Here is a 25,920-nt window from a genome sequence, read left to right as displayed (position 1 = left end):
TGTCGCGCCCCTGCAGCCTCTAACGGGCGGCGGGGCCGAGTCCGGCGGCGGCCCAACCTTAAGCTTTCGTCATGTTCGACGGCGGTTCAGCTCAGCGCGTTGCGGCAGGCCGCGGCCATGGCCACCGGGCCGAGCGCGACGGCGGCGGCCGCATAGGCCGACAGCAGGGTGAAGCCCGACCGCCAGGGCAGGCCGGAGGCGAAGGCGTCCAGCGCCCCGCCGCCGAAGATCACCGGCGGCACGAACAGCGGCAGGACGATCACCGCGGTCAGCAGGCCGCCGCGGCGGGCGCCCAGGCTGAGCGCCGCCCCGATCCCGCCGGTGAAGGCGAAGGCCAGGCCGCCCACCAGGGCGCTGGCGAAGATCAGCGGCGCGAGCGCCAGCGGCGCGCCGAGCGCAATGGCCGCGATGGGGGCGGCCAGCGCCAGGGGCGCGCCGGTGGCGACCCATTGGCCCAGGCACTTGATCGCGCAGGTCAGCTCCAGCGGCATGGGCGAGAGGGTGATGAGGTCCAGCGCCCCGTCCTCATAGTCGCGCTCGAACAGCCGATCGAGGCTGAGCAGGGCGGCGAGCGCCAGGCCGATCCAGGCCATGCCGGGCGCCACGGCGGCCAGCCGCGCCGGCTCCGGCCCGGTGGCCAGCGGCAGCAGGGTGGCGACGCCGGCATAGAATCCCACCGAGACCAGCGGCCCGCCGCCGCGGCCCCAGGCCAGGCGCGCCTCGCGGGCGAACAGCTCCAGGGCGGCGCTCATGCGGCGACCCCGTCGGCGCGGATGTCGACCGATTGCGCCGGCACGGGCAGGGGGTCATGGATGGCGGCCAGGATCAGGCCGCCCCCGGCCAGGTGCTCGGCCATGATCTCGCCGAACCGGGCCCGCCAGCCGGAATCCAGCGGGCTGAGCGGCTCGTCCAGCAGCCACAGGGGTCGGGGCGCCGACAGCATGCGGGCGAGCGCCAGGCGCCGCCTCTGGCCGGCCGACAAACGGCGGATCTCCAGGTCGAGCAGGGGCGTGATCTCCAGCCGACGCGCGGCCTCGGCCGCCGCCGGACCGGACCCGCCGTTCCAGCGGGTCCAGAAGTCGAGTTCCTCCCGCGCCGTGCGGCCGGACTTCAGCCCGTCGAGGTGACCCAGCAGGTGCAGGCCCTGGGCCCGGGCGTCCGCCGGATCGGTGTCGCCGAAGCTGATTCGCCCGGCCTCCGGGGTGATCAGCCCGGCCACAGCGCGCAGCAGACTGGTCTTGCCGGCCCCGTTGCGCCCGGTCAGCGCGCAGGCCTCGCCTGCCGCCAGATTGAGCGTCAGCCCCGAAAACAAGCGGCGCCCTCCCCGCGCCAGGGCGAGGTCAAGGATCTCCAGGCGTGTGATCATAGGTCGCGCGCGCCCGTTGCATGGACGGGAAAGAATCTAGGGGCTATGACGCGCGCGGCCGGCGCCGCCTCGGGGGGCGTACGCGGCGCTGGGGCGAACGCTGTGTGTCCGCCTCGAAAAGCGCGCGATCCCCGATGCGGTCGTTGAGCGGCCGAGAACAGAGGAAGGATCCTTTAGCATGGCGTCTCTCGACAGCCTGAAGACCCGCCGCGAACTGACGGTGGGCGATAAGACCTACGTTTACTACAGCCTTCCGGCGGCGGAGGAAGCCGGTCTGACCGGAGTTTCGCGTCTTCCCGCCTCCATGAAGGTGCTGCTGGAAAACCTGCTGCGTAACGAAGACGGCGACACCGTCGCCCCCGACGACCTCAAGGCGTTGGCCGCCTGGCTCGACAACAAGGGTTCGGTCGAGCACGAGATCAGCTTCCGCCCCGCCCGCGTCCTGATGCAGGACTTCACCGGCGTGCCCGCCGTGGTCGACCTGGCCGCCATGCGCGACGCCATGACCAACCTCGGCGCCGACCCGGAAAAGATCAATCCGCTGACCCCCGTCGACCTCGTGATCGACCACTCGGTCATGGTCGACTATTTCGGCACTGCCAAGGCCTTCGGCGAGAACGTCGATCGCGAATATCAGCGCAACATCGAGCGTTACCGCTTCCTGCGCTGGGGCTCGTCGGCCTTCAACAACTTCCGCGTCGTGCCCCCCGGCACCGGCATCTGCCACCAGGTGAACCTGGAATATCTGGCCCAGACCGTCTGGACCGGTGAGGACGGCGCCGCGACCGTCGCCTATCCCGACACCGTCGTCGGCACCGACAGCCACACCACCATGGTCAACGGCCTGTCGGTCCTGGGCTGGGGCGTGGGCGGCATCGAGGCCGAGGCCGCCATGCTCGGCCAGCCGATCCCCATGCTGATCCCGGAAGTCATCGGCTTCCGCGTCACCGGCGCCCTGCCGGAAGGCGCGACGGCCACCGACCTGGTGCTCACCGTCACCCAGATGCTCCGCAAGAAGGGCGTCGTCGGCAAGTTCGTCGAATTCTTCGGCCCGGGCCTCGCCGGCCTGACCCTGGAAGACCAGGCGACCATCGCCAACATGGCCCCGGAATACGGCGCCACCTGCGGCTTCTTCCCCGTGACCAAGGCCACCATCGACTATCTGCGCGCCACCGGCCGTGAAGCCGCCCGCGCCGACCTGGTCGAGGCCTACGCCAAGGCGCAAGGCCTGTGGTTCGAGCCGGGCGATCCGGATCCGGTGTTCACCGACACCCTGGAACTCGACCTGGGCTCGGTCCTGCCGTCCCTGGCCGGCCCCAAGCGTCCCCAGGACCGCGTGCTGCTCTCCGACGCCGCCGCTGAATTCAAGTCCGCCCTGGGCAAGGACTTCGGCAAGGGCGACGACTACGCCGCCCGCACCCCGGTGGTCGGCGAGAAGTTCGACGTCGGCAACGGCGACGTTGTGATCGCGGCCATCACCTCCTGCACCAACACCTCCAACCCCTCGGTGCTGATCGCCGCCGGCCTCGTGGCCAAGAAGGCGGTCGAGAAGGGCCTTAAGGTGAAGCCCTGGGTGAAGACCTCGCTGGCCCCCGGCTCTCAGGTGGTCACCGACTATCTGAAGTCCGCCGGCCTGACCAAGAGCCTGGACGCCCTGGGCTTCAACCTGGTCGGCTATGGCTGCACCACCTGCATCGGCAACTCCGGCCCCCTGCCTGAGCCGATCTCCGAAGCGGTCCAGGCCGGCGACCTGGTCGCCTGCTCGGTCCTGTCAGGCAACCGCAACTTCGAAGGTCGCGTGAACCCCGACGTCCGCGCCAACTATCTGGCCTCGCCGCCGCTGGTGGTCGCCTATGCTCTGGCCGGCTCCATGCTGATCGATCTGGCCACCGAGCCGCTCGGCGAGGGCAAGGACGGCGAGCCCGTCTATCTGAAGGACATCTGGCCGACCTCGGAAGAAGTTGCGACCCTGCAGCGCAAGCACGTCACCCAGAAGATGTTCGCCACCCGCTATTCGGACGTCTTCAAGGGCGACAAGAACTGGCAGGGCATCAAGGTGGCCGGTGGTCAGACCTACGCCTGGGACATGGGCTCGACCTATGTCCAGAACCCGCCCTACTTCCAGAACATGCAGATGGAGCCCGCGGCGGTCACCGACATCGTCGAGGCCCGCGTGCTGGGCGTGTTCGGCGACTCGATCACCACCGACCACATCTCCCCGGCCGGCTCGATCAAGCTGACCTCGCCCGCCGGCGTCTATCTGCGCGATCACCAGGTCCCGACCTCGGAGTTCAACCAGTACGGCGCCCGTCGCGGAAACCACGAGATCATGATGCGCGGCACCTTCGCCAACATCCGGATCCGCAACAAGATCACGCCGGAGATCGAAGGCGGCGTGACCAAGCACTTCCCGTCGGGCGACGTGATGGCGATCTATGACGCCGCCATGCGCTACCAGTCGGAGGGCCGCCCGCTGGTGGTCTTCGCCGGCAAGGAATACGGCACCGGCTCGTCCCGCGACTGGGCGGCCAAGGGCACCAAGCTGCTCGGCGTCCGCGCCGTGATCGCCGAAAGCTTCGAGCGGATCCACCGGTCGAACCTGGTCGGCATGGGCGTCCTGCCGCTGCAGTTCCTGCAGGAAGGCTGGCAGAAGCTGAACCTGACCGGCGAGGAGATCGTCACGATCCGCGGCCTCACCGAGTTGTCGCCGCGCCGCCAGCTGACGGTCGAAATGTACCGTCCGTCGGACGGCCGCATCGCCCGCTTCCCGGTCCGCTGCCGCATCGATACGCCGACCGAGCTTGAGTACTTCAAGAACGGCGGCGTGCTGAACTACGTGCTCCGCAACCTCGCCAAGGCGGGTTAAGCCGAAAAACGTCCCGCGCCCGGTTGCATCCAGCCGGGCGCGGTGGCGTATTTGCGGACTGATGTCCGTTTCCGCGCCTCGCGCCTTCTCACACCTTCTTGAACGCCGGGCGGGCCTGACTCCGCTTAAGTGCGGGCCGATGCGTCGCGCCGCCGTCCTCAGCCTGTTCCTCGCCGCCCTGCCGGTCCTGGCCTTCGCCGCCAAGCCGCCGGTGCTGGTCGAGCTCTACACCGCCCAGGGCTGCGCCTCCTGCGGCGAGGCCAACGCCTATCTGGGCAAGCTGGCCGAGCGCCCGGACGTGCTCGCCCTGACCTTCCCTGTCGACTACTGGGACTATCTCGGCTGGGCCGACACCTTCGCCAAGCCCGAGTTCACCCTGCGCCAGAAGGCCTATGTGGCCCGGCTGTCCCTGCGCGAGCCCTATACGCCCCAGGTGGTGGTCGACGGCCGCGCCCAGGTGGGCGGCCTGCAGACCGACAAGGTCGAGAAGCTGGTGACCTCCGCCGCCGCCGGCGCGCGTAAGGGGCCGGACATGGCCTTCCTGGGCGTCCGCCGGATCAATATCGGCGCCGGCGCCGCGCCCAAGGGCGGGGCCGAGGTCTGGCTGGTGCGCTACGACCCGCGCGAACAGGACGTCGTGGTCAAGAAGGGCGACAACAAGGGCCAGACCGTCGCCCACACCAATGTGGTGCGCGAGATCAAGAAGCTCGGCATGTGGTGGGGCAGGCCCTCGGCCTACAAGATCCCGCCCGCGACCGAGGAGGGCCTGGCCATGGCGGTCCTGGTCCAGGCGCCCAAGGGCGGCAAGGTCATCACCGTCGCCCGCAAGGCCCCGCCGGCCGTCGTCGCCGCGCCCGCCCGCTGATCCAGGCTCCAGAAACGTCAAAGCCCGCGCGGTGGGGGGAAACCGCGCGGGCCAGACGTTGGGGAGAGAATTTAGAGTGTCGGCTGACCAGGACCCACGTTCCAGGGGGGCTGGGGGGGCTGTTCAGGATCCGGGACCCGCGTGTCTCTGTTCAACCGACAATGACTTTATCGTCGGCGGATCAGGCGGGCGCGGGTCCGAAATAAGGTCATTTCACGGCGCGATATTGCGGCATGTCCCGAATCCGGGGCGGCTGTGTCCCCAAGGTGACGCTCGCCATGGGCGGGGGTTTGGGTCTAGGATTCGCGTCAGATGGCCTTTGACCCGTCCCCTCCGGCGCCCCAGTCCGGCCAGGTCTTTTTCGACCGGCGCGAACTGTCGCGCATCCTCCACCTCTATGGCCGCATGGTCGCCGCCGGCGAATGGCGCGACTATGCGATCGGCGCGACGGACGAGGTCTGCGTGTTCTCGGTCTATCGCCGGGCCTCGGAGAACCCGCTCTACCGCATCGAGAAGCGCCCGGCGCTCGCGCGCCGCCAGGGCGCCTGGGCGGTGATCGGCGAGGGCGGCATGATCCTGAAGCGCGGCCACGAACTGGACCAGGTCCTGCGCATCTTCGACAAGGGCAGGTTCAAGGTCGTGGACTGATGCCCAAACAAAAACCCCGGCGGTCGCCCGCCGGGGTTTCGTGTTTCTGGTGCTCTGGTGGGCTTAGCGACGGCCGCCGGTCAGACGGAGCAGAAACTGGAAGAGATTGATGAAGCGAATGTACAGGGTCAGTGCGCCGAAATTGGTCATGACGCCCAGACCCTGCTGATCGCCGGCCATCTGATAGTAGTTCATCTTCAGCTCTTGCGTGCCAGTGGCGATCAGGCCTCCGAAGATGAAGACGCCCAGGATGTTGACGACGAAATCCAGCCCCTGCAGATGCAGGAACATGTTGGCGACCATGGCTGCCAACAAACCCCAGACCCCCATTATCAAGAAGCTGTTGAACGCAGTCATGTCGCGCTTGGTCGTATAGCCAACCAGCGACAGCACACCGAAGGCTGAGGCCGTGATCAGGAAGGTCGTGGCGATCGAAGAGCCCGTATAGACCAAGGCCAGCACGCCGAGCGACGCACCCATCAGGGTCACGACTGTCCAGTATGTAATTCCGCTTGTGCGCGGGGTCTGGTTGCGAACGCCAAATCCCGAGAAAAGGATGACCAGGATTGGCCCGAATGCGACGGCCCAGCCAAGGGGAGCCATTCCCACCAAGCGGCCATCGACCGTAACGCGGAACAGCAGGTCGCGGACGGGTTGAACGGATGATGTGAGGAAGGCCATCGCCGCCGAGACCACCAGGCCCAGCGCAACCTTATTGTAGACGCCCAGCATGAAGCTGCGAAGTCCCGCGTCCACCGACATGTCGGCGCGATCGGCGGGGATCGTGCGCGTGTAGCCGCGGTTGAAGTCGCTCATCGGAGGCAAAGCCCTCTTTCACACGCCCCAAGCGGGCGCACACCAGAATATCGGTGCGCTTCTTGGCTTTAGCAAGGCGCCCCTTGGGACAGCGGGTCTTGTCTGGCGCCGGAAGGCCGCTAGCCTTGGGGGCATGATCCGCCTGTTCGCCGCCCTGGCCGTCCCCGACGAGATCGCCGAGGGCCTGGCCCGCCGCCAGAACGGCCTGGCCGGCGCCCGCTGGCGTCCGCGCGAGGCCCTGCACATCACCCTGAAATTCGCTGGCGACCTGCGCGAGGACGTGGCCGCCGACCTCGATGCGGAGCTGTCCACCGTCGCCGGGGAGCCTCTCACCCTGGAGCTGTCCGGGGTCGGCTGCTTCGGCGAGGGCGCCGACATCCACGCGGTCTGGGCCGGGGTGGACGACAATCCCGCCCTGAAGCGCCTGGCCAAGGCCTGCGACAGCGCCGCCCGCCGCGCCGGCCTGGCGGCCGAGGCCCGGGTCTATCGTCCGCACGTGACGCTCGCCTATCTGCGCCGCCCGGACCCCGACAAGGTCGCCTGGTGGATCCAGGCCAACAACCTCCTGCACTCCCCGCCCTTCGAGGTGCGCAGCTTCGGCCTCTATTCCAGCGTCGTGACGGATGCGGGATCGCGGTACCAGCTGGAGCGGGAATATCCGCTCACGCCGCCCTAAGCCCTCGCCCCCTTTGGGGGAGAGGGTTGGGTGAGGGGACCGCGCGGCGATGGCCGCCGCTCGCTCGAGGTTCGGCAAGGGCCCCTCACCCCAGCCCTCTCCCCGCGAAGCGGGGCGAGGGAGCAGGCCGTGCCGGCGTCACGCCCTGTGGTGAATCGCCTCGTCCTCGGTCAGGGGCAGGTCCAGGCGGTGGACCATCTCCTTCGGGACCACCTGCCAGAACTTGCCCAGATAGCGGTCCCAGTCGCGCAGGATCCCCTCGGCATAGGCCGAGCCGGTCTCGCGCGCGTGCTCCTCGACCAGGCCCTTGAGCTCGGCCGCCCAGGCCCGGGTCGCGATCCGCCGGACGAGGACGCTGTCGGGATTGAGGTTGGTCAGGAACCGGTCGTGGGGATCGAGCACGAAGGCCATGCCCCCGGTCATCCCCGCCGCGAAGTTGAAGCCGACAGGCCCCAGGATCACCGCCCGGCCGCCGGTCATGTATTCCAGGCCGTTGGCGCCGCAGCCCTCGACCACGGCGACCGCGCCGGAATTCCTGACCCCGAACCGCTCGCCGGCCAGGCCGGCCGCGAACAGCCGCCCCGCCGTCGCCCCATAGAGCACGGTGTTGCCGAGGATGGCGTTGGTCTCCGCCGCCGCCAGGTGCGGGGAGGGGCGGATGATGATGGTCGCCCCCGACAGCCCCTTGCCGACATAGTCATTGGCCTCGCCGGTCAGCTCGATGCGCAGGCCCTGGACCGCGAAGGCCCCCAGGCTCTGGCCGGCCGAGCCCTTGAGCTGCACGGTCAGGTGGCCGGGGGCGAGGCCCGTCATGCCGAACTTGCGCACGATGTGCGACGAGGTCCGCGACCCGATGGCCCGGGCCGTGTTCCGCACCGTGTAGGTCAGCTGCATCTTCTCGCCGCGTTCCAGCATGGGCGCGGCGTCGCGCACGATCTGGGCGTCCAGGGTGTCGGCGACCTCGTTGCGGCCCTCCACGGTGCAATAGGGCGCGTTCAGCCCCGGATCGGCCTTCACCAGGAGCGGGTTGAGGTCGAGGTCGTCCAGGTGCTCGCCGCCGCGGGAGACCTGTTGCAAGAGGTCGGTGCGCCCGACGATGTCCTGCAGGGACTTGAAGCCCAGCTGGCCCAGGATCTCGCGCACCTCCTCGGCGATGAAGGTGAAGAGGTTGATGACCTTTTCCGGCGTGCCGGTGAACTTGGCGCGCAGGGCCTCGTCCTGGGTGCAGACCCCCACCGGGCAGGTGTTGGAATGGCACTGGCGCACCATGATGCAGCCCATGGCGATCAGGCTGGCGGTGCCGATCCCGAACTCCTCGGCCCCCAGCATGGCGGCGATCACCACGTCGCGGCCCGTCCGCATGCCTCCGTCGGCGCGCAGCCGCACGGAGTGGCGCAGATTGTTGAGGGTCAGCACCTGGTGGGCTTCCGACAGCCCCATCTCCCAGGGCCCGCCGGCGTACTTGATTGAGGTCTGGGGCGAGGCGCCGGTGCCGCCGACATTGCCGGAGATCAGGATCACGTCCGCCTTGGCCTTGGCGACGCCGGCGGCGATCGCCCCGATGCCGGTCATGGCCACCAGCTTCACGCAGACCCGGGCGTCAGGGTTGATCTGCTTGAGGTCATAGATCAGCTGGGCCAGGTCCTCGATCGAATAGATGTCGTGGTGCGGCGGCGGCGAGATCAGCATCACGCCGGGCGTCGCATGGCGCAGTTTCGCGATCAGCTCGGTGACCTTGAAGCCGGGCAGCTGGCCGCCCTCGCCGGGCTTGGCGCCCTGGCTGACCTTGATCTCGATCTCGCGGCACTGGTTGAGGTACTCGGCCGTCACCCCGAACCGGCCCGAGGCGATCTGCTTCACCGCCGAGTTGGGGTTGTCGCCATTGGGCAGGGGCCGGTAGCGCGCCGAATCCTCGCCGCCCTCGCCGGAGACGCTCTTGGCCCCGATCCGGTTCATGGCGATGTTCAGCATACCGTGAGCCTCGGGGCTGAGCGCCCCCATGCTCATGCCCGGCGTCAGGAACCGCTTGCGGATCTCGTTGACGCTCTCGACCTCGTCGACCGGTACGGGCCGTTCGCTGGAGCGCCAGTCGAGCAGGTCGCGCAGCTGCACCATGGGCAGGCGGCGCATGCCGTCGGAGAAGCGCTTGTAGATCCCGTAGTCGCCGCTCTCGCAGGCGGTCTGCAGGGTGTGGACCATGCGCGCCTCGAAGGCGTGGGCCTCGCCCGAGCGCCGGGCCTTATAGAACCCGCCGACCGGCAGGCTGATGGCGGCGGCGTCCCAGGCCTTGCGATGCAGCTCGACCGCCTTGGCCTCCAGGCCCGCCAGACCGATGCCGGAGATGCGCGAGGGCATGCCCGGGAAGAACTCGGCCACCAGGGCGCGCGACAGCCCCAGGGCCTCGAAGTTGTAGCCGCCGCGATAGGAGGAGATCACCGCGATCCCCATCTTGGCGATGATCTTCAGGAGCCCGCCCTCGATGGCGGCCTTGTAGTTCAGGCAGACCTGGCGAAGGGACAGGTCCCCGGTCAGGCCCCGCTCCAGCCGGTCCTGGAAGCTCTCCTGGGCCAGATAGGCGTTGACCGCCGTCGCCCCCACCCCGACCAGCACCGCGAAATAATGGGTGTCGAGGCACTCGGCCGAACGCACGATGATCGAGACGTAGGAGCGCAGGCCCTTGGCCACCAGCCAGGAGTGCACCCCGCCGGTCGCCAGGATCATGGGCAGGGCGACCCGCCCCGGTCCGCAGGCCTCGTCGGTCAGCACAATGGTGGCGCAGCCGCGCAGGGCCGCGTCCTCGGCTTCGGCCCGGATACGGTCGAGATTGGCGCGGAGAGCGTCGCCGGGCCGGGCTTCCGGCGCCGGGATCGGCATGGTGGCGTCGATCACCGCCACGCTCTTGGGGCCGATATAGTCGATCACCCGCTGGTACATGCCGGTGGTCAGGACCGGGCTCTCCAGCACGAAGACGTCGGTCTGGGCCTCGTCCTGGGCCAGGACATTGCCCAGGTTCTTGAACCGGGTCTTCAGGCTCATCACCGCCGACTCGCGAAGCGAATCGATCGGCGGGTTGGTCACCTGGCTGAAGTTCTGCCGGAAGAAGTGCGACAGCGGCCGGTACTGGTCCGACAGCACCGCCAGCGGGGTGTCGTCGCCCATGGAGCCCACCGCCTCCTTGGCGTCCTCGACCATGGGGGCGAGGATCAGCTCGATATCCTCGAGCGTCAGGCCGGCGGCGACCTGACGGCGGATCAGCTCCTCGCGGCCATAGGCCCGGGGCTCCGGCCCTGGCGCCACCTCGGCCTCCAGGTCGACCATGTTGCCCAGCCACTGGTCATAGGGGTGCTGGGCGGCGAGGCGGTCGATGATCTCGTCCTCCTCATAGAGCCGGCCCTCGACCAGATCGACGGCGACCATGCGGCCGGGCGCGATGTGCGCCTTCTTGACGATGCGGGTCTCGTCCACCCGGCACATGCCGGCCTCCGAGCCCATGATCAGCAGGCCGTCGTCAGTATAGGTGACGCGCAAGGGGCGCAGGCCGTTGCGGTCCTTGCCGGCCACCACCCAGCGGCCGTCGGTGGCGCAGACGGCGGCCGGCCCGTCCCAGGGCTCCATCACCGCGTTACAATAGGCGTAGAGCGCCTTGTGCTCGGGCTTGATCTGGTCGTCCGACTTGGCCGCCCAGGCCTCGGGGATCAAGAGCGCCTTGGTCATGGGGGCGTCGCGGCCGGCCCGGACCAGCACCTCGAAGGTGTTGTCGAGCGCCGCGGAATCCGATCCGCCCGGCTGGATCACCGGCTTCACGTCGTCGCCCATCTCCCCGAAGGCGTCGGCGGCCATGCGGATCTCATGGCTCTTCATCCAGTTGACGTTGCCCTTCAGCGTGTTGATCTCGCCGTTGTGGGCCAGCATCCGGAACGGCTGGGCCAGCCGCCATTCGGGGAAGGTGTTGGTCGAGTAGCGCTGGTGGAAGATCGCCACGGCGGCCGAGAACCGGTCGTCGGTCAGGTCAGGATAGAACTCGTCGATGTGCTGGGCCAGGAACATGCCCTTGTAGATCAGCGACCTGGCCGACAGGGAGCAGATGTAGAAGGCCTGGATATTGGCCGCGGCCACGCGCTTCTCGATCCGCTTCCTGCAGATGAACAGGGCGCGCTCCAGCGCCTCGCCGTCCAGGCCCTTGGGCGGGGACAGCATGATCTGCTCGATCTCCGGCCGGGTGGCGTTGGCCTTCTCGCCGATCACCCGGGTGTCGGTCGGCACCTGGCGCCAGCCATAGATATAGAAGCCGAAGCGCAGGGCTTCCGCCTCGACGATGGTGCGGCAGGTCTCCTGGGCGGCGAGGTCCGTGCGCGGCAGGAACACCTGGCCGACCGCGATGGGGCCGGGACGCAGGGTGTGGCCGATGCGCTCCACCTGGTCGGCGAAGAAGTCCTGGGGCACCGAGACCAGCACGCCGGCCCCGTCGCCGGTCTTGCCGTCGGCGTCGATCGCGCCCCGGTGCCAGACGCTCTTCAGCGCCCGGATGGCCAGCTCCACCACTTCACGGCGCGGCTTGCCGTCCAGCGCGCAGACCAGGCCCACGCCGCAGGCGTCGCGCTCGGAGGCCGGGTCATAGGCGTGGCCGTCGATCAGCCTCTGGCGGTTGGCGAGGTAGCGCTGGGTCTCACTGGATTGGATGTCGTGGCTCATCATCATCACTCCGCCGCGGCCAGGGCCGGTTGGGACAGATAGCTATGGATGGCGTCGGCGGCGTCGCGGCCGTCGCGGATCGCCCAGACCACCAGGGAGGCGCCGCGGACGATGTCGCCGGCGGCGAAGACGCCCGGAATCGAGGTCATCAGGGTGCGGTGGTCGGCCTTGACCGTGCCCCAGCGCGAAACGGTCAGCTCCGGGGCGCCGAAGGCCGTGGGCAGGTCCTCGGGGTCGAAGCCCAGCGCCTTGATCACAAGATCGGCGGGTAGGTCGAAATCGCCGCCCTCGACCTCCTCCGGGGCTTGCCGGCCGGTCGGGTCCGGCGGACCCAGCCGCATGCGCGCGGCCCGCACGCCCCGGGCCTGCTCGGCCTCGCCGGTGACGGCGCGGGGTGCGGCCAGCCATTCGAACACCACGCCCTCCTCCTCGGCATGGGCGACCTCGCGGGTCGAGCCCGGCATGTTGGCGCGGTCGCGGCGATAGAGGCAGGTGACCGAGGTCGCACCCTGGCGCACGGCGGTGCGCACGCAGTCCATGGCGGTGTCGCCGCCGCCCACAACGACGACGGACTTGCCCGCCGCGTTCAGCCGCCCGGACTCGAAGTCCGGCACATGGTCGCCGAGCCCTGAGCGGTTCGAGGCGATCAGATAGTCGAGCGCCGGGGTGACGCCCGCCGAGCCCGAGCCCGGCACGATCAGGTCGCGGGCCGCATAGACCCCGGTGGCGATCAGCACCGCGTCGTGGCGCGCGCGCAGCTCATCCAGGCTGGCGTCGCGGCCGACCTCGAAGCCCAGGCGGAATTCGATCCCGCCCTGCGCCAGGCGCGCGGTGCGCCGGGCGACCACGTCCTTCTCCAGCTTGAAGCCGGGAATGCCGTAGATCAGCAGGCCGCCGGCCCGGTCGTGACGGTCATAGACGGTCACCGCATAGCCGGCCTCGCGCAGGCGTTCGGCGGCGGCCAGGCCCGCGGGGCCCGCGCCGATCACGCCCACCGAGCGGCCCTGATCGATCCCTGGGCGCAGGGGCGCGACCCAGCCTTCTTCCCAGGCCTTGTCGGTCAGATAGCGCTCGACCGCGCCGATCGTCACGGTGCCGTGGCCCGACTGTTCTATGGTGCAGCTGCCCTCGCAGAGTCGGTCCTGCGGGCAGATGCGGCCGCAGATCTCGGGCATGGAATTGGTCGCCTGGGAGAGCTGATAGGCCTCCTCCAGCCGGCCCTCGGCGGTCATCCGCAGCCAGTCGGGGATGTTGTTGTGCAGCGGGCAGTGGGTCTGACAGAACGGGATGCCGCATTGCGAACAGCGCGACGCCTGCTCCGACGCCTTGGCGTCGATGAAGTCGGCATAGATCTCATGGAAATCACGGTTACGCGCCTGCGCGGCCCGCTTGGCCGGCGTGGTCCGTTCCACGGTGGTGAACTTCAGCATCCGCTCGGCCATGGGCCCGCCTCCGGTGATCCCGATGGATCGCCCATAGCGTCAATTTCGGGTCCGCGGAAGTTGATAGGCAAATATATGGACGATAATGCGGGGCGGGGGACCGGACTGGCGGCGGCCCGCCCATAATCTTAGCTGAATTAGTCCCAAAACTGGATGAACGCCTTTTTTACCCTAATGCCTGCCTTCCTGCGGCAGGACACCAACCACGAGGCCTCTCATGTCGGACTGGATCAACGCCATCATTCTGGGGGTGGTGGAGGGCCTGACCGAGTTCATTCCCGTCTCGTCCACCGGCCACCTCCTGCTCACCAAGATGCTGCTCGGCCTGCCCGACGGCTTCTGGGACACCTTCGCCGTCCTGATCCAGCTGGGCGCGATCCTGGCGATCGTGGCCCTCTATTTCGGCCGCCTCTGGCAGGTGCTGATCACCCTGCCGACTCGCGCGGAGTCGCGACGCTTCGCCCTGTCGGTGCTGATCGCCTTCATCCCCGGGGCCATCGCGGGCCTTCTGCTGCATGACATCATCAAGACGGTGCTGTTCGAGAGCCCGCGCCTGATCTGCTGGTCGCTGATCATCGGCGGCTTCGTGTTCTTCGCCCTGGACCGCTGGGCGCCGAAGCCTACGGAATCCGACGCCATGAACCTGCCGCTGGTCACCTCGCTGGTGATCGGCCTCTTCCAGTGCCTGGCCCTGGTGCCCGGCGTCTCGCGCTCGGGGGCGACCATCCTCGGCTCGATGCTGATGCGGGTGGAGAAGCGCGCGGCGGCCGAATTCTCGTTCTTCCTGGCCATCCCGATCATGGCCGGCGCCTTCGCCCTGGACGCCTGGAAGAACCGCCACGCGATCTCGATGGATCAGGCGGGGATCATCGCGCTCGGCTTCGGCGTCAGCTTCGTGGTCGGCTTCATCGTCGTGCGCACCCTGCTGGACTTCGTCAGCAAGCGCGGCTTCGCCCCCTTCGCCTGGTGGCGGATCGTGGTGGGGGTCGGCGGACTGGTGTTCCTGACCATGACCGGGCGCTAGGCCCGGTCCGGCGGGCGGCGGCTCAGACCGCCGCGAACCGCTCGGTCTCGTCGGCGTACTGGCCGCCCTTGCGGAAGCGGTAGAGATAGGCCGGGGCGATCGCCTCGACGGTGGTCGCCGGGATCCCCAGCTCGGCCAGGCCCGGCTTGTCGCCCGAGACCACATTGTCGGCCTTCAGGAGCTCGACCTGGTCGCTGGTCAGGGGCGGGGCGACGGGGGTGAGCGCGATGATCTCGCAGGCCTTGCCGATCAGGCCAGCGACGGCCGAGGGCAGGGGCAGCAGCAGGCGCTGGCGGCCGGTCTCGGCCATGATGTATTCGAGCACCTCGCGGAAGCTGAACACCGCAGGTCCGCCCAGCTCATAGGTCTGGCCGGCGCAGGCCGGATCGGTCGCGGCCTTGGTGATCGCCTTGGCCACATCGCCCACATAGACCGGCTGGAAGCGGGTCTTGCCGCCGCCGATCAGCGGCAGGACGGGGCTGATCACCGCCATCTCGCCGAACTTGTTGAAGAAGCCGTCGCCCGGCCCGAACACGATCGAGGGACGGATGAAGGTCGCGGTGGGGAAGGCGGCGCGGACCGCCTCTTCGCCCATGGCCTTGGTGCGGGCGTACTTGGACGGCGACTCCGCGTCGGCGCCCAGGGCCGAGACCTGGACCAGCCGGGAGACGCCGGCGGCGGCCGCGGCGGTCGCCACGTTCTTAGCGCCCATGGCGTGGATCGACTGGAACTTCTGGCGGCCGGTCTCATAGAGCACGCCGACCAGGTTCACGCAGGCCTGGGCGCCTTCGAGCGCGCGGCGCACCGAGGCCTCGTTGCGGATATTGGCCTGGACCACCTCGATCTGACCGACATCGCCCAGCAGGCGCATGGTGTGGGCCAGGTGCGGCTGGCGCACGGCGACGCGGACGCGGTTTCCCTGTTTGGCGAGGGCGCGCACCACTTGGCTTCCGATAAAGCCCGAGCCGCCAAAAACCGTGACCAGATCCTGCATGGTGTCCGTGTATCTAAAGGGTTCCGGAAGGGCTCGGATAGACGATGCGCGCCCCCGCCGCAATGCGACTTCACCGCCCGCGGCGACGCTTCTTCCGAAACATCTTGGAACTAGGCGTTGACCCGGAAAGGGCGGCGCCCTATCAGACCGCCTCCCGATCCGAAGGGACGGGGCCCAGGTGGCGGAATTGGTAGACGCGCTGGCTTCAGGTGCCAGTGGCTTAACGGCCGTGAAGGTTCGAGTCCTTTCCTGGGCACCACCCTTTGGATCGCGGTGGGTGACTTAACCCCCGAAGTCCCCTCAAATGCTCGGCGGCGCGGATCGGCGCCGCGTGAGACCAGGCGACGCGACCCGCATCCGGCGGGACCGGGAGCAAGACCGACCTTGGCGAATTTCCTCCATGACGGCGACCTGCCCGACGGCGTGTTCGCCGGGGCGACCTCCGTGGCCGTCGATTCCGAGACCATGGGCCTGAGGCTCGGCCGCGACCCGCTCTGCGTGGTCCAGCTGTCGGCCGGCGACGGCGACGCCCACATCGTGCAGCTGAAGCGCCCTGACTATGACTGCCCCAATCTCAAGCGGCTGCTGACCGATCCGTCGGTCACCAAGATCTTTCACTTCGGCCGCTTTGACATCGCCATGTTCCATCTCCACCTGGGGGTGGTGACCCAGCCCGTCTACTGCACCAAGATCGCCTCCAAGCTCGCCCGGACCTATACGGACCGGCACGGCCTGAAGGACGTGTCCAAGGAGCTGATCGGGGTGGACATGTCCAAGGCCCAGCAAAGCTCGGACTGGGGGGCGGCCAAGCTCTCCCCCGACCAGTTGGCCTATGCGGCCTCCGACGTCCTGCACCTGCATGCGCTCCGCGCGCGCCTCGACGACATGCTGGCCCGCGAAGGGCGCGACGCGCTCGCCCGCGCCTGCTTCGACTTCCTGCCCCATCGCGCCCTGCTGGATGTCAGGGGCTGGGAAGAGGTCGACATCTTCGCCCACTCGTGAGGCGCGCTTGAGCCTGGCCGACATCTCCCAACCGCCGCCGGCCGCGCCGCGCGGAGCGGTGGAGCGCTGGCAGGCCCATTCGCGCCTGATCCGCCGCCTGCGGATCGTGCTGCCCGCGGCGATCGCGGTCATCATCGTGGCCCTGATCGGTTTCGTGATCCACGGCTCCATCGTCGGCGCCCGCGCCAAGCCCTCCGACGCCGATGCGCCGATCCAGCTGGTCAAGCCGCGCTTCGTCGGCCGCGACTCCAAGGGCCGCGCCTTCGTGCTCACCGCCAAGACCGCGACCCGCGACGAGAAGGACTATCAGCGCGTCCTGCTCGACACGCCGGAACTGATCCTCGACGAGGAGGGGACCAACCCCACCCACGTCACGGCGCGCTCCGGGGTTTATCGCGAGGACGCCAAGATGCTGAATCTCGATGGTGGCGTGAAATTGAACGGCGGGGACGTGAATTTCTCCACCGCAAGCTCCATCTTCAACACGGCGACGGGGGAGCTGGAGGGCAAGGGCGTGATCCAGGGCGCAGGCGCGCTTGGAGAAATCATTGCCAAGTCCTACGGCGTCTACGACAAGGGCGAGCGGATGGTCTTCAAGGGCGGCGTTCATACGCGCGTCGAGTCACACTAGTCTCCCTCGGAACGGCATGGGCATGATCGAGCTGGCGATGATGAAACGATGGGCGGTGGCGGCGGTCGCTTGCGGGATGACCCTGGCGGGACCCGCCTCGGCTCAGCTCGCCCAGAATTCCGATGCGCCGGTCGACATCACCGCCGACCAGCTCGAGGTGGTCAACGCCCAGTGCCTGGCGGTCTATACCGGCGGGGCCGAGGCCCTGCAGGACACGGTGCGCCTGCGCGCCGACACCCTGAAGATCTATTACAAGCCGGGAACCGGCGGTTCGGCCCGCGGCTCTGGTCCGGGCGGCGGCAAGTGCGGCAGCCTGCTCGACCGCATGGAGGCCGTGGGCTCGGTCTATTACGTCACCCCGCTGCAGCGGGTGCATGGCGACAACGCCCTCTATGAGGCGACCGCCGACACCATCACCATCTCCGGCGACGTGGTCGCGCCCGCGGCCAGGACGTGCTGCGCGGCTCCAAGATGGTCATCAACGTCAAGACCGGCGACGCCCAGATGCTGAGCGGGGTCAAGGGGCGCAACAAGCCCGGCCGCGTGCGCACCGTGCTCTATCCCAAGCAGCAGACGGCGGACGCTCCTCCCGCCGCCGCGCCGCGCTAGGCGCCGTCTTGAAGCCCGAACGCTTTGACGCCCTGCCGGGTCTCGCCGGCGAAGGGCTTGTGGTCGACAATATCGGCAAGGCTTTCCGCGGCCGCACGGTGGTCAAGGGCGTGTCCCTGCGCCTGCGCCGCGGCGAGGTCGCCGGCCTGCTCGGCCCCAATGGCGCGGGCAAGACCACCTGCTTCTACATGATCACCGGCCTGATCCCGGCCGACTACGGGGCGATCTATCTCGACGGCGCCAACATCACCGCCCAGCCCATGTACCAGCGCGCCCGCATGGGCGTCGGCTACCTGCCGCAGGAAACCTCGATCTTCCGCGGCATGACCGTGGAAGAGAACGTCATGGCCGTGGTCGAGCTGCGCGAGCGCGACATCGCCAAGGCCAAGGCGACCGTGACCCAGCTGCTCGACGAGATGCGCATCAGCCATCTGCGCCAGGCGCCGGCCGTGTCGCTGTCGGGCGGCGAGCGCCGCCGCGTGGAAATCGCCCGGGCGCTCGCCAGCGAGCCGGCCTTCATGCTGCTGGACGAACCCTTCGCCGGCATCGACCCGCTGGCCATCGCCGACATCCGCGAAGTCATCGGTTTCCTGAAGAACCGCGGCATCGGCATCCTGATCACCGACCACAATGTCCGCGAGACGCTCGACATCATCGACCGCGCCTCGATCATCGCCGCCGGCGAGGTCCTGTTCGAAGGCTCCCCCCAGGAGATCGTCGACGACCCCGAAGTCCGCCGCGTCTATCTCGGCGACCATTTCGGCTGACCGTCAAATAGGCTGCTCATCCCCGCGCAGGCGGGGACCCAAGCGGCGCCCGTCACCATCACCGGCTCCAAGCTCCATTGCCTGACCCTACGTCAGCGGTGATCCTCTCCCCGGCCGCGCGACAGACGCGGGACGCCGGGGGGAATGCGTATGGCGACACAGCCGAAGAACGTGGTCGTGCTGCTGCTCGACAGCCTCAACCGCCACATGCTGGGCGCCTATGGCGGGACTGAGTTCGAGACCCCGGTGCTGGACGCCTTCGCCCAGAGCGCGGTCCGCTTCGACAATCACCACACCGGCTCCCTGCCCTGCATGCCCGCCCGCCACGACATTCTCTGCGGGGCGCTGGATTTCCTCTGGCGGCCCTGGGGCTCGGTGGAGATCTGGGAGGACGCGGTCACCTATGAGCTGCGCAAGGCCGGCGTCGCCTCCCAGCTGATCAGCGACCACCCGCACCTGTTCGAAACCGGCGGCGAGAACTACCACGCCGACTTCACCGCCTGGGCCTATGAGCGCGGCCACGAGGGCGACGCCTGGAAGACGCGGCCCGATCCCAGCTGGGTGGGCGCCCCCTCCATGGGCCGCGGCCACATGCCCTATGACGACAGCCGCGGCTGGTTCCGCGGCGAGGCGGACTTCCCGGGCCCCCGCACCATGGCCGCGGCGGCGAAATGGATCGACGACAACGCCGGCCATCACGACCGATTCTTCCTGTTCGTCGACGAGTTCGACCCGCACGAGCCCTTCGACACGCCGGAGCCCTGGGCCTCGAAATACGATCCCGACTGGGAAGGCCCGCACATGATCTGGCCGCCCTATATGCAGGGCGCCCTGGCCAAGGGGGTGCTGACCGAGGCCCAGGCCCGCCAGCTGCGCGCCTCCTACGGCGGCAAGCTGTCGATGATCGACCACTGGCTGGGCAAGGTGCTCGACGCGATTGAGCGCAATGGCATCGCCGACGACACCGCCGTAATCCTCTGCACCGACCACGGCCACTATCTCGGCGAGAAGGACATCTGGGGAAAGCCCGGCGTGCCGGTCTACAACACCCTGGGCCACATCCCGCTGATGATCCGCTGGCCGGGCGTGGCCCCCGGCGACTGCTCGGCTCTGACCACCAGCGTCGACATCTTCGCCACCCTCTGCGACGCCTTCGGGGTGGAGGTGCGCCAGCGCACCCACGGCAAGTCCCTGGTCCCCCTGCTCGACGGCTCGGCCGACAAGGTGCGCGACTGGGTGCTGACCGGGGTCTGGGGCCGCGAGGTGCACTTGGTCACCGACCGCTACAAATACGCCCGTGGTCCGGCCGGGGCCAATGCGCCGCTCTCCATGATGTCCAACCGCTGGTCGACCATGCCGACCCATGTGGTCGACCGCGCCGTCGCCATGCCCCTGCCGGACGAGCGGGCCTTCCTCGACCGGATGCCGGGCTCGAAGATCCCGGTGATCCACCAGCCCTTCGCCGAGGGCGACCACCTGCCGTTCTGGGCCCTGGTCAAGCCAACCGGCAACTATCTCTTCGACCGCCAGGCCGACCCGGACGAACAGACCAATCTCGCGGGCGCGCCGATCGAGGCCGAGCTCGCCGCCCAACTGACCGCCGTGCTCAAGGAATTGGAGGCGCCCAACGCCCAGTTCCAGCGGCTCGGCCTCACCCCCTGAAGGACAAGACCATGCTGAAATCTCTGCGGTTCTCGCGCTTGGCCTCGCCGCCCTCACCTTGAGCGCCTGCGCCAAGGACATCCCCTATGCGACGCTGAAGGCGAAATACACGACGCCGGCCTCGCGCTTCGTCGCCCTGCCCGACGGGGTCACGGTCCACTATCGCGACCAGGGGACGCCGAGCGCCCCGCCCATCATCCTGGTCCACGGCTTCGCCGCCAATCTCGACACCTGGGAGCCCTGGGTCCAGCGCCTGGGCAAGGACCATCGGGTCGTCACCCTCGACCTCGCCGCCCACGGCCTGACCACGGTTCCCGCCGGCTACAAGGTCACCACCGAGGGCCAGGTCGCCATCGTCGACGGCGTCGCCCAGACCCTGAAGCTCGACCACTTCGCGCTGGCCGGAAACTCCATGGGCGGCGGGGTGGCCTGGAACTACACCCTGGCCCATCCCGACAAGGTCAGCGCCCTCATCCTGGTGGATTCCGCCGGCGCCCCCGTCGATCCGGCGGCGGTCAAGAAGAAGGGCGGCCCGCCCTTCGTCTTCGTGCTGCTGCGCAATCCGGTCGGCCGCGCCCTGCTGCGCCAGATCAATCCCCGGCCGCTGGCTGAGAAGGGGCTGAAGCAGGCCTATATCGATCCCACCCTGGTCACGCCGAAGCTGGTCGACCGCTATGTCGAGCTGGCTTTGGCCCCCGGCCATCGCGACCTCCTGCTCAACGGCCAGGCCGCGCCGCGCAAGCCGGTGACGGCCGAGACCTTCAAGGCCATCCACGCCCCTACGCTCGTCATGCACGGCGAGGCCGACACCGTGATCCCGGTGGCCGCCGGCAAGGCGCTGGCCGCCGCGATCCCCGGGGCCAAGCTGATCCTCTATCCCGGCGTGGGCCACGTGCCGATGGAGCAGATCCCCGACAAGTCGGCGGCGGACCTGGAGGCCTTCCTGGCGACGGTCCCGGCGCAGTAAATTCACGCTTCCACCCCAAGCCTGGACAAATCCGCCCTTCGCCCCGACTAATGCGCGCCTTGGTTTCCGCGAAGTCGGTTGGGGTGGGGATTTTTCATGCGTGGTTTGCTTCTTGCGTCGGTGTTTTCGGTGGTCCTGGCGGGCCCGGTCCTGGCCCAGACCGCCGACGGTCCCCAGCCCAAGTTCACCGGCCGTGACATCTTCGGCCTGCAGCAGGCCGCCGACCCCGAGATCCGTCCCGATGGCGGGGCCGTCGCCTATGTGCGGGTGACCAACGACATCATGACCGACCGGTCGCGGCGGTCGATCTGGCTGGTGGATGCGAAGACCGGCGCCCAGACCCCGTTGGTGGCCCAGGAAGGCTCGAGTTTCTCGCCCCGCTGGTCGCCGGACGGCCAGCGCCTGGCCTATGTCGCCGTAGTGGGCGGGTCGCCCCAGCTGTTCGTGCGCTGGGTCGCCGCCGGCCGCGAGGCCAAGGTCGCCACCCTGGAGCAGGCGCCGGGCGACGTCACCTGGTCGCCGGACGGCAAGACGCTCGCCTTCACCATGATGGTCCCTGACGAAGGCGCCAAGCTCGGCGCGCCGCCGTCGCCCAAGCCCGAGGGCGCCCAATGGGCCGAGCCCCTGCGGGTCGAGGACCGCGTCAACTGGCGGGCCGACGGGGAGGGCGAGCTGAAGCCCGGCTACTCCCAGATCTTCACCATCTCCGCCGATGGCGGCGCCCCGCGCCAGCGCACTTTCGGCCGCTTCGACGCGCAAGGCCCGCTGGCCTTCACCGGCGACGGCCAGGGGCTGCTGTTCGCCACCGACCGCGACAAGAACTGGGAACGCGACGCGGGCGAGGCCGACCTCTACCGCCTGTCGCTCGCCGACGGGACGCTGACCCAGCTGACCCATCGGGTGGGCCCGGACTACGCCCCGGTCGTCTCGCCCAACGGCAAGCAGGTCGCCTATCTCGGCTATGACAACGCCCGTCACCGCGGCTACGAGAACCAGCTCGTCTATCTGATGGACGCCGACGGCAAGAACGCCCGGGCGCTGACCGCCAGCCTCGATCGCTCTGTCGACACCGTGGTCTGGAGCGGCGACGGCAAGAGCCTGGTGGTCGGCTATGTCGACAAGGGCGTGACCAAGGTCGCCCGCCTGGGCCTGGACGGCAAGCTCACCCCCCTGGCCGAGGGCCTGACCGGCGGCGGCCTGGATCGGCCCTATGCCGGGGGCGAATTCTCGGTCGCCCGCGACGGGACCGTGGCCTTCACCAAGGGCGATCCGGCCCATCCGGCCGAGCTGGCCGTGACCAAGGGCGGCGCGCCGCGCATCCTGACCGCGCTCAACGCCGACCTCCTGGCCGGCAAGACGCTGGGCAAGGTCGAGGCCCTGCCGGTGACCTCGTCCTATGACAAGAAGCCGATCGGCGCCTGGATCGTCACCCCGCCCGGCTTCGACCCGGCCAAGAAATATCCGCTGATCCTGGAGATCCACGGCGGCCCGTTCTCGGCCTATGGCCCGTCCTTCTCCACGGACGACCAGCTCTATGCGGCGGCCGGCTATATCGTGGTCTATTCCAACCCGCGCGGCTCTACCTCCTATGGCGAGGCCTTCGCCAACGAGATCGACCGCAACTATCCCAGCCACGACTATGACGACCTGATGAGCGTGGTGGACGCCGCCATCGCCAAGGGCTCGGTCGACGACAAGCGCCTCTATGTCACCGGCGGCTCCGGCGGCGGGGCTCTGACCGCCTGGATCGTCGGCAAGACCGGCCGCTTCGCCGCCGCCGCCACCCAGAAGCCGGTGATCAACTGGGCGAGCGAGGTCCTGACCGTCGACGGCTATACCGGCATGGCCCGCGACTGGTTCGGCAAGATGCCGTGGGAGGACCCGCAAGGATATTGGGCCCGCTCGCCGCTGTCCCTGGTCGGCAATGTGGTGACCCCCACCCTGGTGGTGGTCGGCGACCATGACCTGCGCACCCCGCCCAGCGAGGCCGAGCAATATTACCAGGCCCTGCAGCTGCGCGGCGTGCCCACGGCGCTCGTCAAGGTGCCCGGCGCCAGCCACGGCGGCATCGCCGCCCGGCCCTCCCAGGCCGCCGGCAAGGCCGCGACCATCCTGGCCTGGTTCGAGCGCTACAAGGCCCCGCCCGCGGCCAAGTAGGCCCCTCGACGCAAGAAAGGCGCCAAACCTTTCCGCCATTAACCATTCGGTGGGAATGCCGGCCCTAGCCTGTCACGCAAGAAACAGGCCAGGAGGCGGATTTGGCGCTCGGCGCGCGTTTGGAGATGCGGCAAGGCCAGGGGCTGGTGATCACGCCCCAGCTGCAGCAGGCCATCAAGCTGCTGCAGCTCTCCAACATGGAGTTGGAGGCCTATGTCGAGGGCGAGCTGGAGCGCAACCCGCTGCTCCAGAGGGACGACCGTGACTCCGAACCGGAAGCCGAAGCCGCCCCCCGCGAGGCCGAGGAATACGCCTCCGACCAGATCCCCGACGGCGCCGCCAGCGTCGAGATGGACATCAATCACGACGCCGAGGCCTCGCCCGGCGAGCGCGCCACGGGCGACTCGGCCGACGGCCAGGAGGCCGGCGGCCAGATCGACTGGTCCAAGGCCGGCAAGGGCGGCTCCTTCGAGGATCTCGACGATTTCGAACAGCGCCTGACCCGCGACAAGACGCTCGCCGAGCACCTGGAGGACCAGCTGGTGGTCGCCGGGTTCTCAGGGCCCGAGCTGGCCGTGGCCCGCGTCCTGGCCGACGCCGTGGACGAGGGCGGCTATCTGCGCTGCGATCTGCCTGAGACCGCCGAGCGGCTCGGCTGCGACCTGACCTTCGTCGAGGACGTGCTGCGCATGCTGCAGCGCTTCGAGCCGGTGGGCGTCTTCGCCCGCGACGTGCGCGAATGCCTGATGATCCAGCTGAAGGACCGCGACCGCTGCGATCCGGCCATGATGGCGCTGCTGGACAATCTCGATCTCCTCGCCCGCCGTGACATGCCCGGCCTGCGCCGCGCCTGCGGCGTGGACGACGAGGACCTCAAGGAGATGATCTCCGAGCTGCGGGCCCTGACGCCCCGGCCCGGCGCGGCTTTCGGCGGCGAGCCCGCCACCCCGGTCGCCCCCGACGTCTTCATCCGCGAGGGCCTGGGCGGGCTGTGGCACGTGGAGCTGAACAGCGACACCCTGCCCCGGCTGCTGGTCGACCAGCGCTATCACGCGCGTGTTTCGGCCGCCGCCCGCACCGATCAGGAAAAGGTCTTCGTCGCCGACTGCATGGCCTCGGCCAACTGGCTGGTGAAGAGCCTCGACCAGCGCGCCAAAACCATCCTCAAGGTCGCCTCCGAGATCGTCCGCCAGCAGGACGGCTTCCTGGCCTTCGGGGTCGAGCACCTGCGCCCCCTGAACCTGAAGACCGTGGCCGAGGCGATCGGCATGCACGAGTCCACGGTCAGCCGGGTGACCTCCAACAAGTACATCGCCACCCCGCGCGGCATGTTCGAGATGAAGTTCTTCTTCACCTCGGCCATCCAGGCCACCGAGGGCGGCGAGGCCCACTCCGCCGAGAGCGTCCGCCACCGCATCCGCCAGCTGATCGACGCCGAGCGCGCCGAGGCCGAGGTTCATTCCGACGACCGCATCGTCGAGATCCTCAAGGAGACCGGCGTCGATATCGCCCGGCGCACCGTCGCCAAGTACCGCGAAGCCATGCGCATCCCCTCATCCGTCGAACGCCGCCGGATGCTGAAGCAGAGCGCCTAGACGAACGGCGCTTCCAGACCCTCGGCCTTGAAGGTGGCGGCCACCGCCGGCCGGGCCAGCAGGCGCGCGGCATGGGCCCCGATGTTCGGTAAGAGGCGCGCGGGCTTCGGCAGGGTGCGGCCCCAGCGGGTCATCATCAGGAGATAGAGATCGGCGGCGCTCAGCCGCTCGCCGAGCAGCCAGGGCCCGGCGCCCAGCAGGGCGTCGATGCGCTCAAATGCGGCCGTGATCCGGGCGCCCACCGCCGCCTGCACGGCCGGAACGCCGGCCGGGTCGGTGGTGAACTCGGCCGGATAGAACCAGGCCCGGAACTCGGTCTGCAGGGTGTTGGTGATCTGCGCCATCCACCGGTAATAGGCCGGCCGGTCCGGGTCGCCGGGCGCAGGCGCGAGCCCGGCCTGCGGATAGGCGTCGGCCAGGTAGAGGCCGATGGCGACGGTCTCATAGAGCACCAGGTCGCCGTCGATCAGCACCGGGATCTTGCCGGCCGGATTGAGCTTCAGATAGGCGGGGCTCGACTGGGCGCCTGCGTCGCGGTCGACGAAGGCCAGCTCGAAGGGAACCCCCAGCTCGCGCAGCAGCAGGTGCGGGAACAGGCTCGCATTGCCGGGATTGTAGTGCAGGGTGATCACGGGGCGTCTCCCACCGTCAGGTCATAGAGGTTCCAGCTGGTCTTCACCGCCAGCTGATCATAGAGCGTCCGCGCCCGGTAGTTGTCGTCGGCCGTCGTCCACCGGATCGTGCGCCAGCCCCGCGCCCGGCCCACCTCGCGCACATGCTCGATCAGGGCCCGGCCCACGCCGCCCGACCGCGCGTCCGGCGCGACGAACAGGTCGTCCAGATAGCCCATGTCCTCGCCGAAGGCCGGCCGGGGCTGCCGGCGGAAGTGGGCGAGGCCGATGGGCCGCCCCGCCACCAGGGCCAGCCGCCCCTCGACCTCGTGGCCCGGGTCCATGAGCCAGGTCCACACCGCCTCGGCCACCGGGTCGGTGAGCTGGCGCTTGTAGAAGGTCGAATAGCTGTCGAACAGCGTCCGCCAGGCGGGCTTCAAATCGGGGCGGGCGGCGATGTCGAGGATCTCAAGCGGCATGGTCAGGTCTCCTTGAGCCCCGTCATCGCCGACGGGCGGTCTGGTCGAAAG

Annotated in this window: 22 protein-coding genes and 1 tRNA gene; 15 read left to right on the top strand and 8 right to left on the bottom strand. The window is 69.0% G+C overall.

Features of this window, described 5'->3' with window-relative positions; translation table 11 throughout:
• Positions 1 to 86: 86 nt before the first annotated feature.
• Both ccmB and ccmA read right to left on the bottom strand, forming a co-directional pair.
• Complete coding sequence (ccmB, locus tag MQH10_RS09555; protein WP_242563823.1) at positions 87 to 752, bottom strand: heme exporter protein CcmB; 666 nt, start codon at positions 750 to 752, stop codon at positions 87 to 89.
• Positions 749 to 1,366, bottom strand: coding sequence for a heme ABC exporter ATP-binding protein CcmA (gene ccmA, locus MQH10_RS09550; protein WP_242563822.1), 618 nt, complete (start codon positions 1,364 to 1,366; stop codon positions 749 to 751). The genes ccmB and ccmA overlap by 4 nt, the downstream gene beginning before the upstream one ends.
• Before the next feature lie 178 nt (positions 1,367 to 1,544).
• Here ccmA and acnA point away from each other — a divergent pair, with 178 nt between their 5' ends.
• The 3 genes from acnA (at position 1,545) to MQH10_RS09535 (ending at position 5,745) form a co-directional block, all read left to right on the top strand.
• Positions 1,545 to 4,232 carry an aconitate hydratase AcnA gene (acnA, locus tag MQH10_RS09545; protein WP_242563821.1) on the top strand — a complete coding sequence of 896 codons (2,688 nt, stop codon included), beginning with the start codon at positions 1,545 to 1,547 and terminating at the stop codon, positions 4,230 to 4,232.
• Between the two features lie 139 nt (positions 4,233 to 4,371).
• Positions 4,372 to 5,097, top strand: coding sequence for a DUF1223 domain-containing protein (locus MQH10_RS09540; RefSeq protein WP_242563820.1), 726 nt, complete (start codon positions 4,372 to 4,374; stop codon positions 5,095 to 5,097).
• Positions 5,098 to 5,409: 312 nt separating this feature from the next.
• Positions 5,410 to 5,745, top strand: a complete 336-nt coding sequence (locus tag MQH10_RS09535) for a DUF2794 domain-containing protein (RefSeq protein ID WP_242563819.1) — start codon at positions 5,410 to 5,412, stop codon at positions 5,743 to 5,745.
• Between the two features lie 63 nt (positions 5,746 to 5,808).
• Here MQH10_RS09535 and MQH10_RS09530 read toward each other — a convergent pair whose 3' ends face one another.
• The gene (locus MQH10_RS09530; protein ID WP_242563818.1) at positions 5,809 to 6,561 is read right to left on the bottom strand and encodes a Bax inhibitor-1/YccA family protein; all 753 of its coding nucleotides are present in this window, start codon (positions 6,559 to 6,561) and stop codon (positions 5,809 to 5,811) included.
• 133 nt (positions 6,562 to 6,694) lie between these two features.
• On the opposite strand from MQH10_RS09530, the gene thpR reads away from it, so the two are divergent.
• Entirely contained in the window at positions 6,695 to 7,237 is a 543-nt protein-coding gene (gene thpR / locus MQH10_RS09525) for an RNA 2',3'-cyclic phosphodiesterase (protein ID WP_242563817.1), read from the top strand.
• 138 nt (positions 7,238 to 7,375) lie between these two features.
• On the opposite strand, the gene gltB is transcribed toward thpR, so the two are convergent.
• A complete protein-coding gene (gltB, locus tag MQH10_RS09520; RefSeq protein ID WP_242563816.1) occupies positions 7,376 to 11,929 on the bottom strand; it encodes a glutamate synthase large subunit in 4,554 nt (1,517 codons plus the stop codon).
• A gap of 5 nt (positions 11,930 to 11,934) precedes the next feature.
• A complete protein-coding gene (locus MQH10_RS09515; protein ID WP_242563815.1) occupies positions 11,935 to 13,371 on the bottom strand; it encodes an NAD(P)-dependent oxidoreductase in 1,437 nt (478 codons plus the stop codon).
• A gap of 217 nt (positions 13,372 to 13,588) precedes the next feature.
• Here MQH10_RS09515 and MQH10_RS09510 point away from each other — a divergent pair, with 217 nt between their 5' ends.
• Positions 13,589 to 14,395: an undecaprenyl-diphosphate phosphatase gene (locus tag MQH10_RS09510; protein WP_242563814.1), complete on the top strand. Its 807-nt coding sequence runs from the start codon at positions 13,589 to 13,591 to the stop codon at positions 14,393 to 14,395.
• Between the two features lie 22 nt (positions 14,396 to 14,417).
• On the opposite strand, the gene MQH10_RS09505 is transcribed toward MQH10_RS09510, so the two are convergent.
• A complete protein-coding gene (locus tag MQH10_RS09505) occupies positions 14,418 to 15,389 on the bottom strand; it encodes a complex I NDUFA9 subunit family protein (protein ID WP_242563813.1) in 972 nt (323 codons plus the stop codon).
• A 172-nt stretch (positions 15,390 to 15,561) separates the two neighbouring features.
• On the opposite strand from MQH10_RS09505, the gene MQH10_RS09500 reads away from it, so the two are divergent.
• The 10 genes from MQH10_RS09500 to rpoN all read left to right on the top strand — a co-directional run bounded on the left by MQH10_RS09500 (position 15,562) and on the right by rpoN (position 24,779).
• A tRNA-Leu gene (locus MQH10_RS09500) sits at positions 15,562 to 15,648 on the top strand.
• A gap of 125 nt (positions 15,649 to 15,773) precedes the next feature.
• Positions 15,774 to 16,391 carry a ribonuclease D gene (locus MQH10_RS09495; RefSeq protein ID WP_242563812.1) on the top strand — a complete coding sequence of 206 codons (618 nt, stop codon included), beginning with the start codon at positions 15,774 to 15,776 and terminating at the stop codon, positions 16,389 to 16,391.
• Between the two features lie 7 nt (positions 16,392 to 16,398).
• Entirely contained in the window at positions 16,399 to 17,022 is a 624-nt protein-coding gene (gene lptC, locus MQH10_RS09490; RefSeq protein ID WP_242563811.1) for an LPS export ABC transporter periplasmic protein LptC, read from the top strand.
• 22 nt (positions 17,023 to 17,044) lie between these two features.
• Positions 17,045 to 17,533: an LptA/OstA family protein gene (locus MQH10_RS09485; protein WP_242563810.1), complete on the top strand. Its 489-nt coding sequence runs from the start codon at positions 17,045 to 17,047 to the stop codon at positions 17,531 to 17,533.
• Entirely contained in the window at positions 17,494 to 17,631 is a 138-nt protein-coding gene (locus tag MQH10_RS09480; RefSeq protein ID WP_242563809.1) for a hypothetical protein, read from the top strand. The genes MQH10_RS09485 and MQH10_RS09480 overlap by 40 nt, the downstream gene beginning before the upstream one ends.
• A gap of 32 nt (positions 17,632 to 17,663) precedes the next feature.
• Positions 17,664 to 18,398 carry an LPS export ABC transporter ATP-binding protein gene (lptB, locus tag MQH10_RS09475; RefSeq protein ID WP_242563870.1) on the top strand — a complete coding sequence of 245 codons (735 nt, stop codon included), beginning with the start codon at positions 17,664 to 17,666 and terminating at the stop codon, positions 18,396 to 18,398.
• Between the two features lie 150 nt (positions 18,399 to 18,548).
• Complete coding sequence (locus MQH10_RS09470; protein WP_242563808.1) at positions 18,549 to 20,060, top strand: sulfatase; 1,512 nt, start codon at positions 18,549 to 18,551, stop codon at positions 20,058 to 20,060.
• 58 nt (positions 20,061 to 20,118) lie between these two features.
• Positions 20,119 to 21,027, top strand: a complete 909-nt coding sequence (locus tag MQH10_RS09465) for an alpha/beta fold hydrolase (RefSeq protein ID WP_242563807.1) — start codon at positions 20,119 to 20,121, stop codon at positions 21,025 to 21,027.
• A gap of 96 nt (positions 21,028 to 21,123) precedes the next feature.
• Positions 21,124 to 23,184: an alpha/beta hydrolase family protein gene (locus tag MQH10_RS09460; protein ID WP_242563806.1), complete on the top strand. Its 2,061-nt coding sequence runs from the start codon at positions 21,124 to 21,126 to the stop codon at positions 23,182 to 23,184.
• Positions 23,185 to 23,285: 101 nt separating this feature from the next.
• Positions 23,286 to 24,779 carry an RNA polymerase factor sigma-54 gene (gene rpoN / locus MQH10_RS09455; protein WP_242563805.1) on the top strand — a complete coding sequence of 498 codons (1,494 nt, stop codon included), beginning with the start codon at positions 23,286 to 23,288 and terminating at the stop codon, positions 24,777 to 24,779.
• On the opposite strand, the gene MQH10_RS09450 is transcribed toward rpoN, so the two are convergent.
• Together MQH10_RS09450 and MQH10_RS09445 are read right to left on the bottom strand one after the other, a co-directional pair.
• Positions 24,776 to 25,411, bottom strand: coding sequence for a glutathione S-transferase family protein (locus MQH10_RS09450; protein WP_242563804.1), 636 nt, complete (start codon positions 25,409 to 25,411; stop codon positions 24,776 to 24,778). The genes rpoN and MQH10_RS09450 overlap by 4 nt on opposite strands.
• On the bottom strand, positions 25,408 to 25,869 hold the full coding sequence (locus MQH10_RS09445; RefSeq protein WP_242563803.1) for a GNAT family N-acetyltransferase: 462 nt from the start codon (positions 25,867 to 25,869) through the stop codon (positions 25,408 to 25,410). The genes MQH10_RS09450 and MQH10_RS09445 overlap by 4 nt, the downstream gene beginning before the upstream one ends.
• Between the last annotated feature and the right edge of the window lie 51 nt (positions 25,870 to 25,920).

The organism is Phenylobacterium aquaticum (assembly GCF_022695515.1).
In the GTDB taxonomy this organism is placed as follows: Bacteria; Pseudomonadota; Alphaproteobacteria; order Caulobacterales; family Caulobacteraceae; genus Phenylobacterium; species Phenylobacterium aquaticum.
The sequence above is the reverse complement of the archived record's forward strand: the minus strand, read 5'-3'. Positions and strand labels throughout refer to the sequence as shown.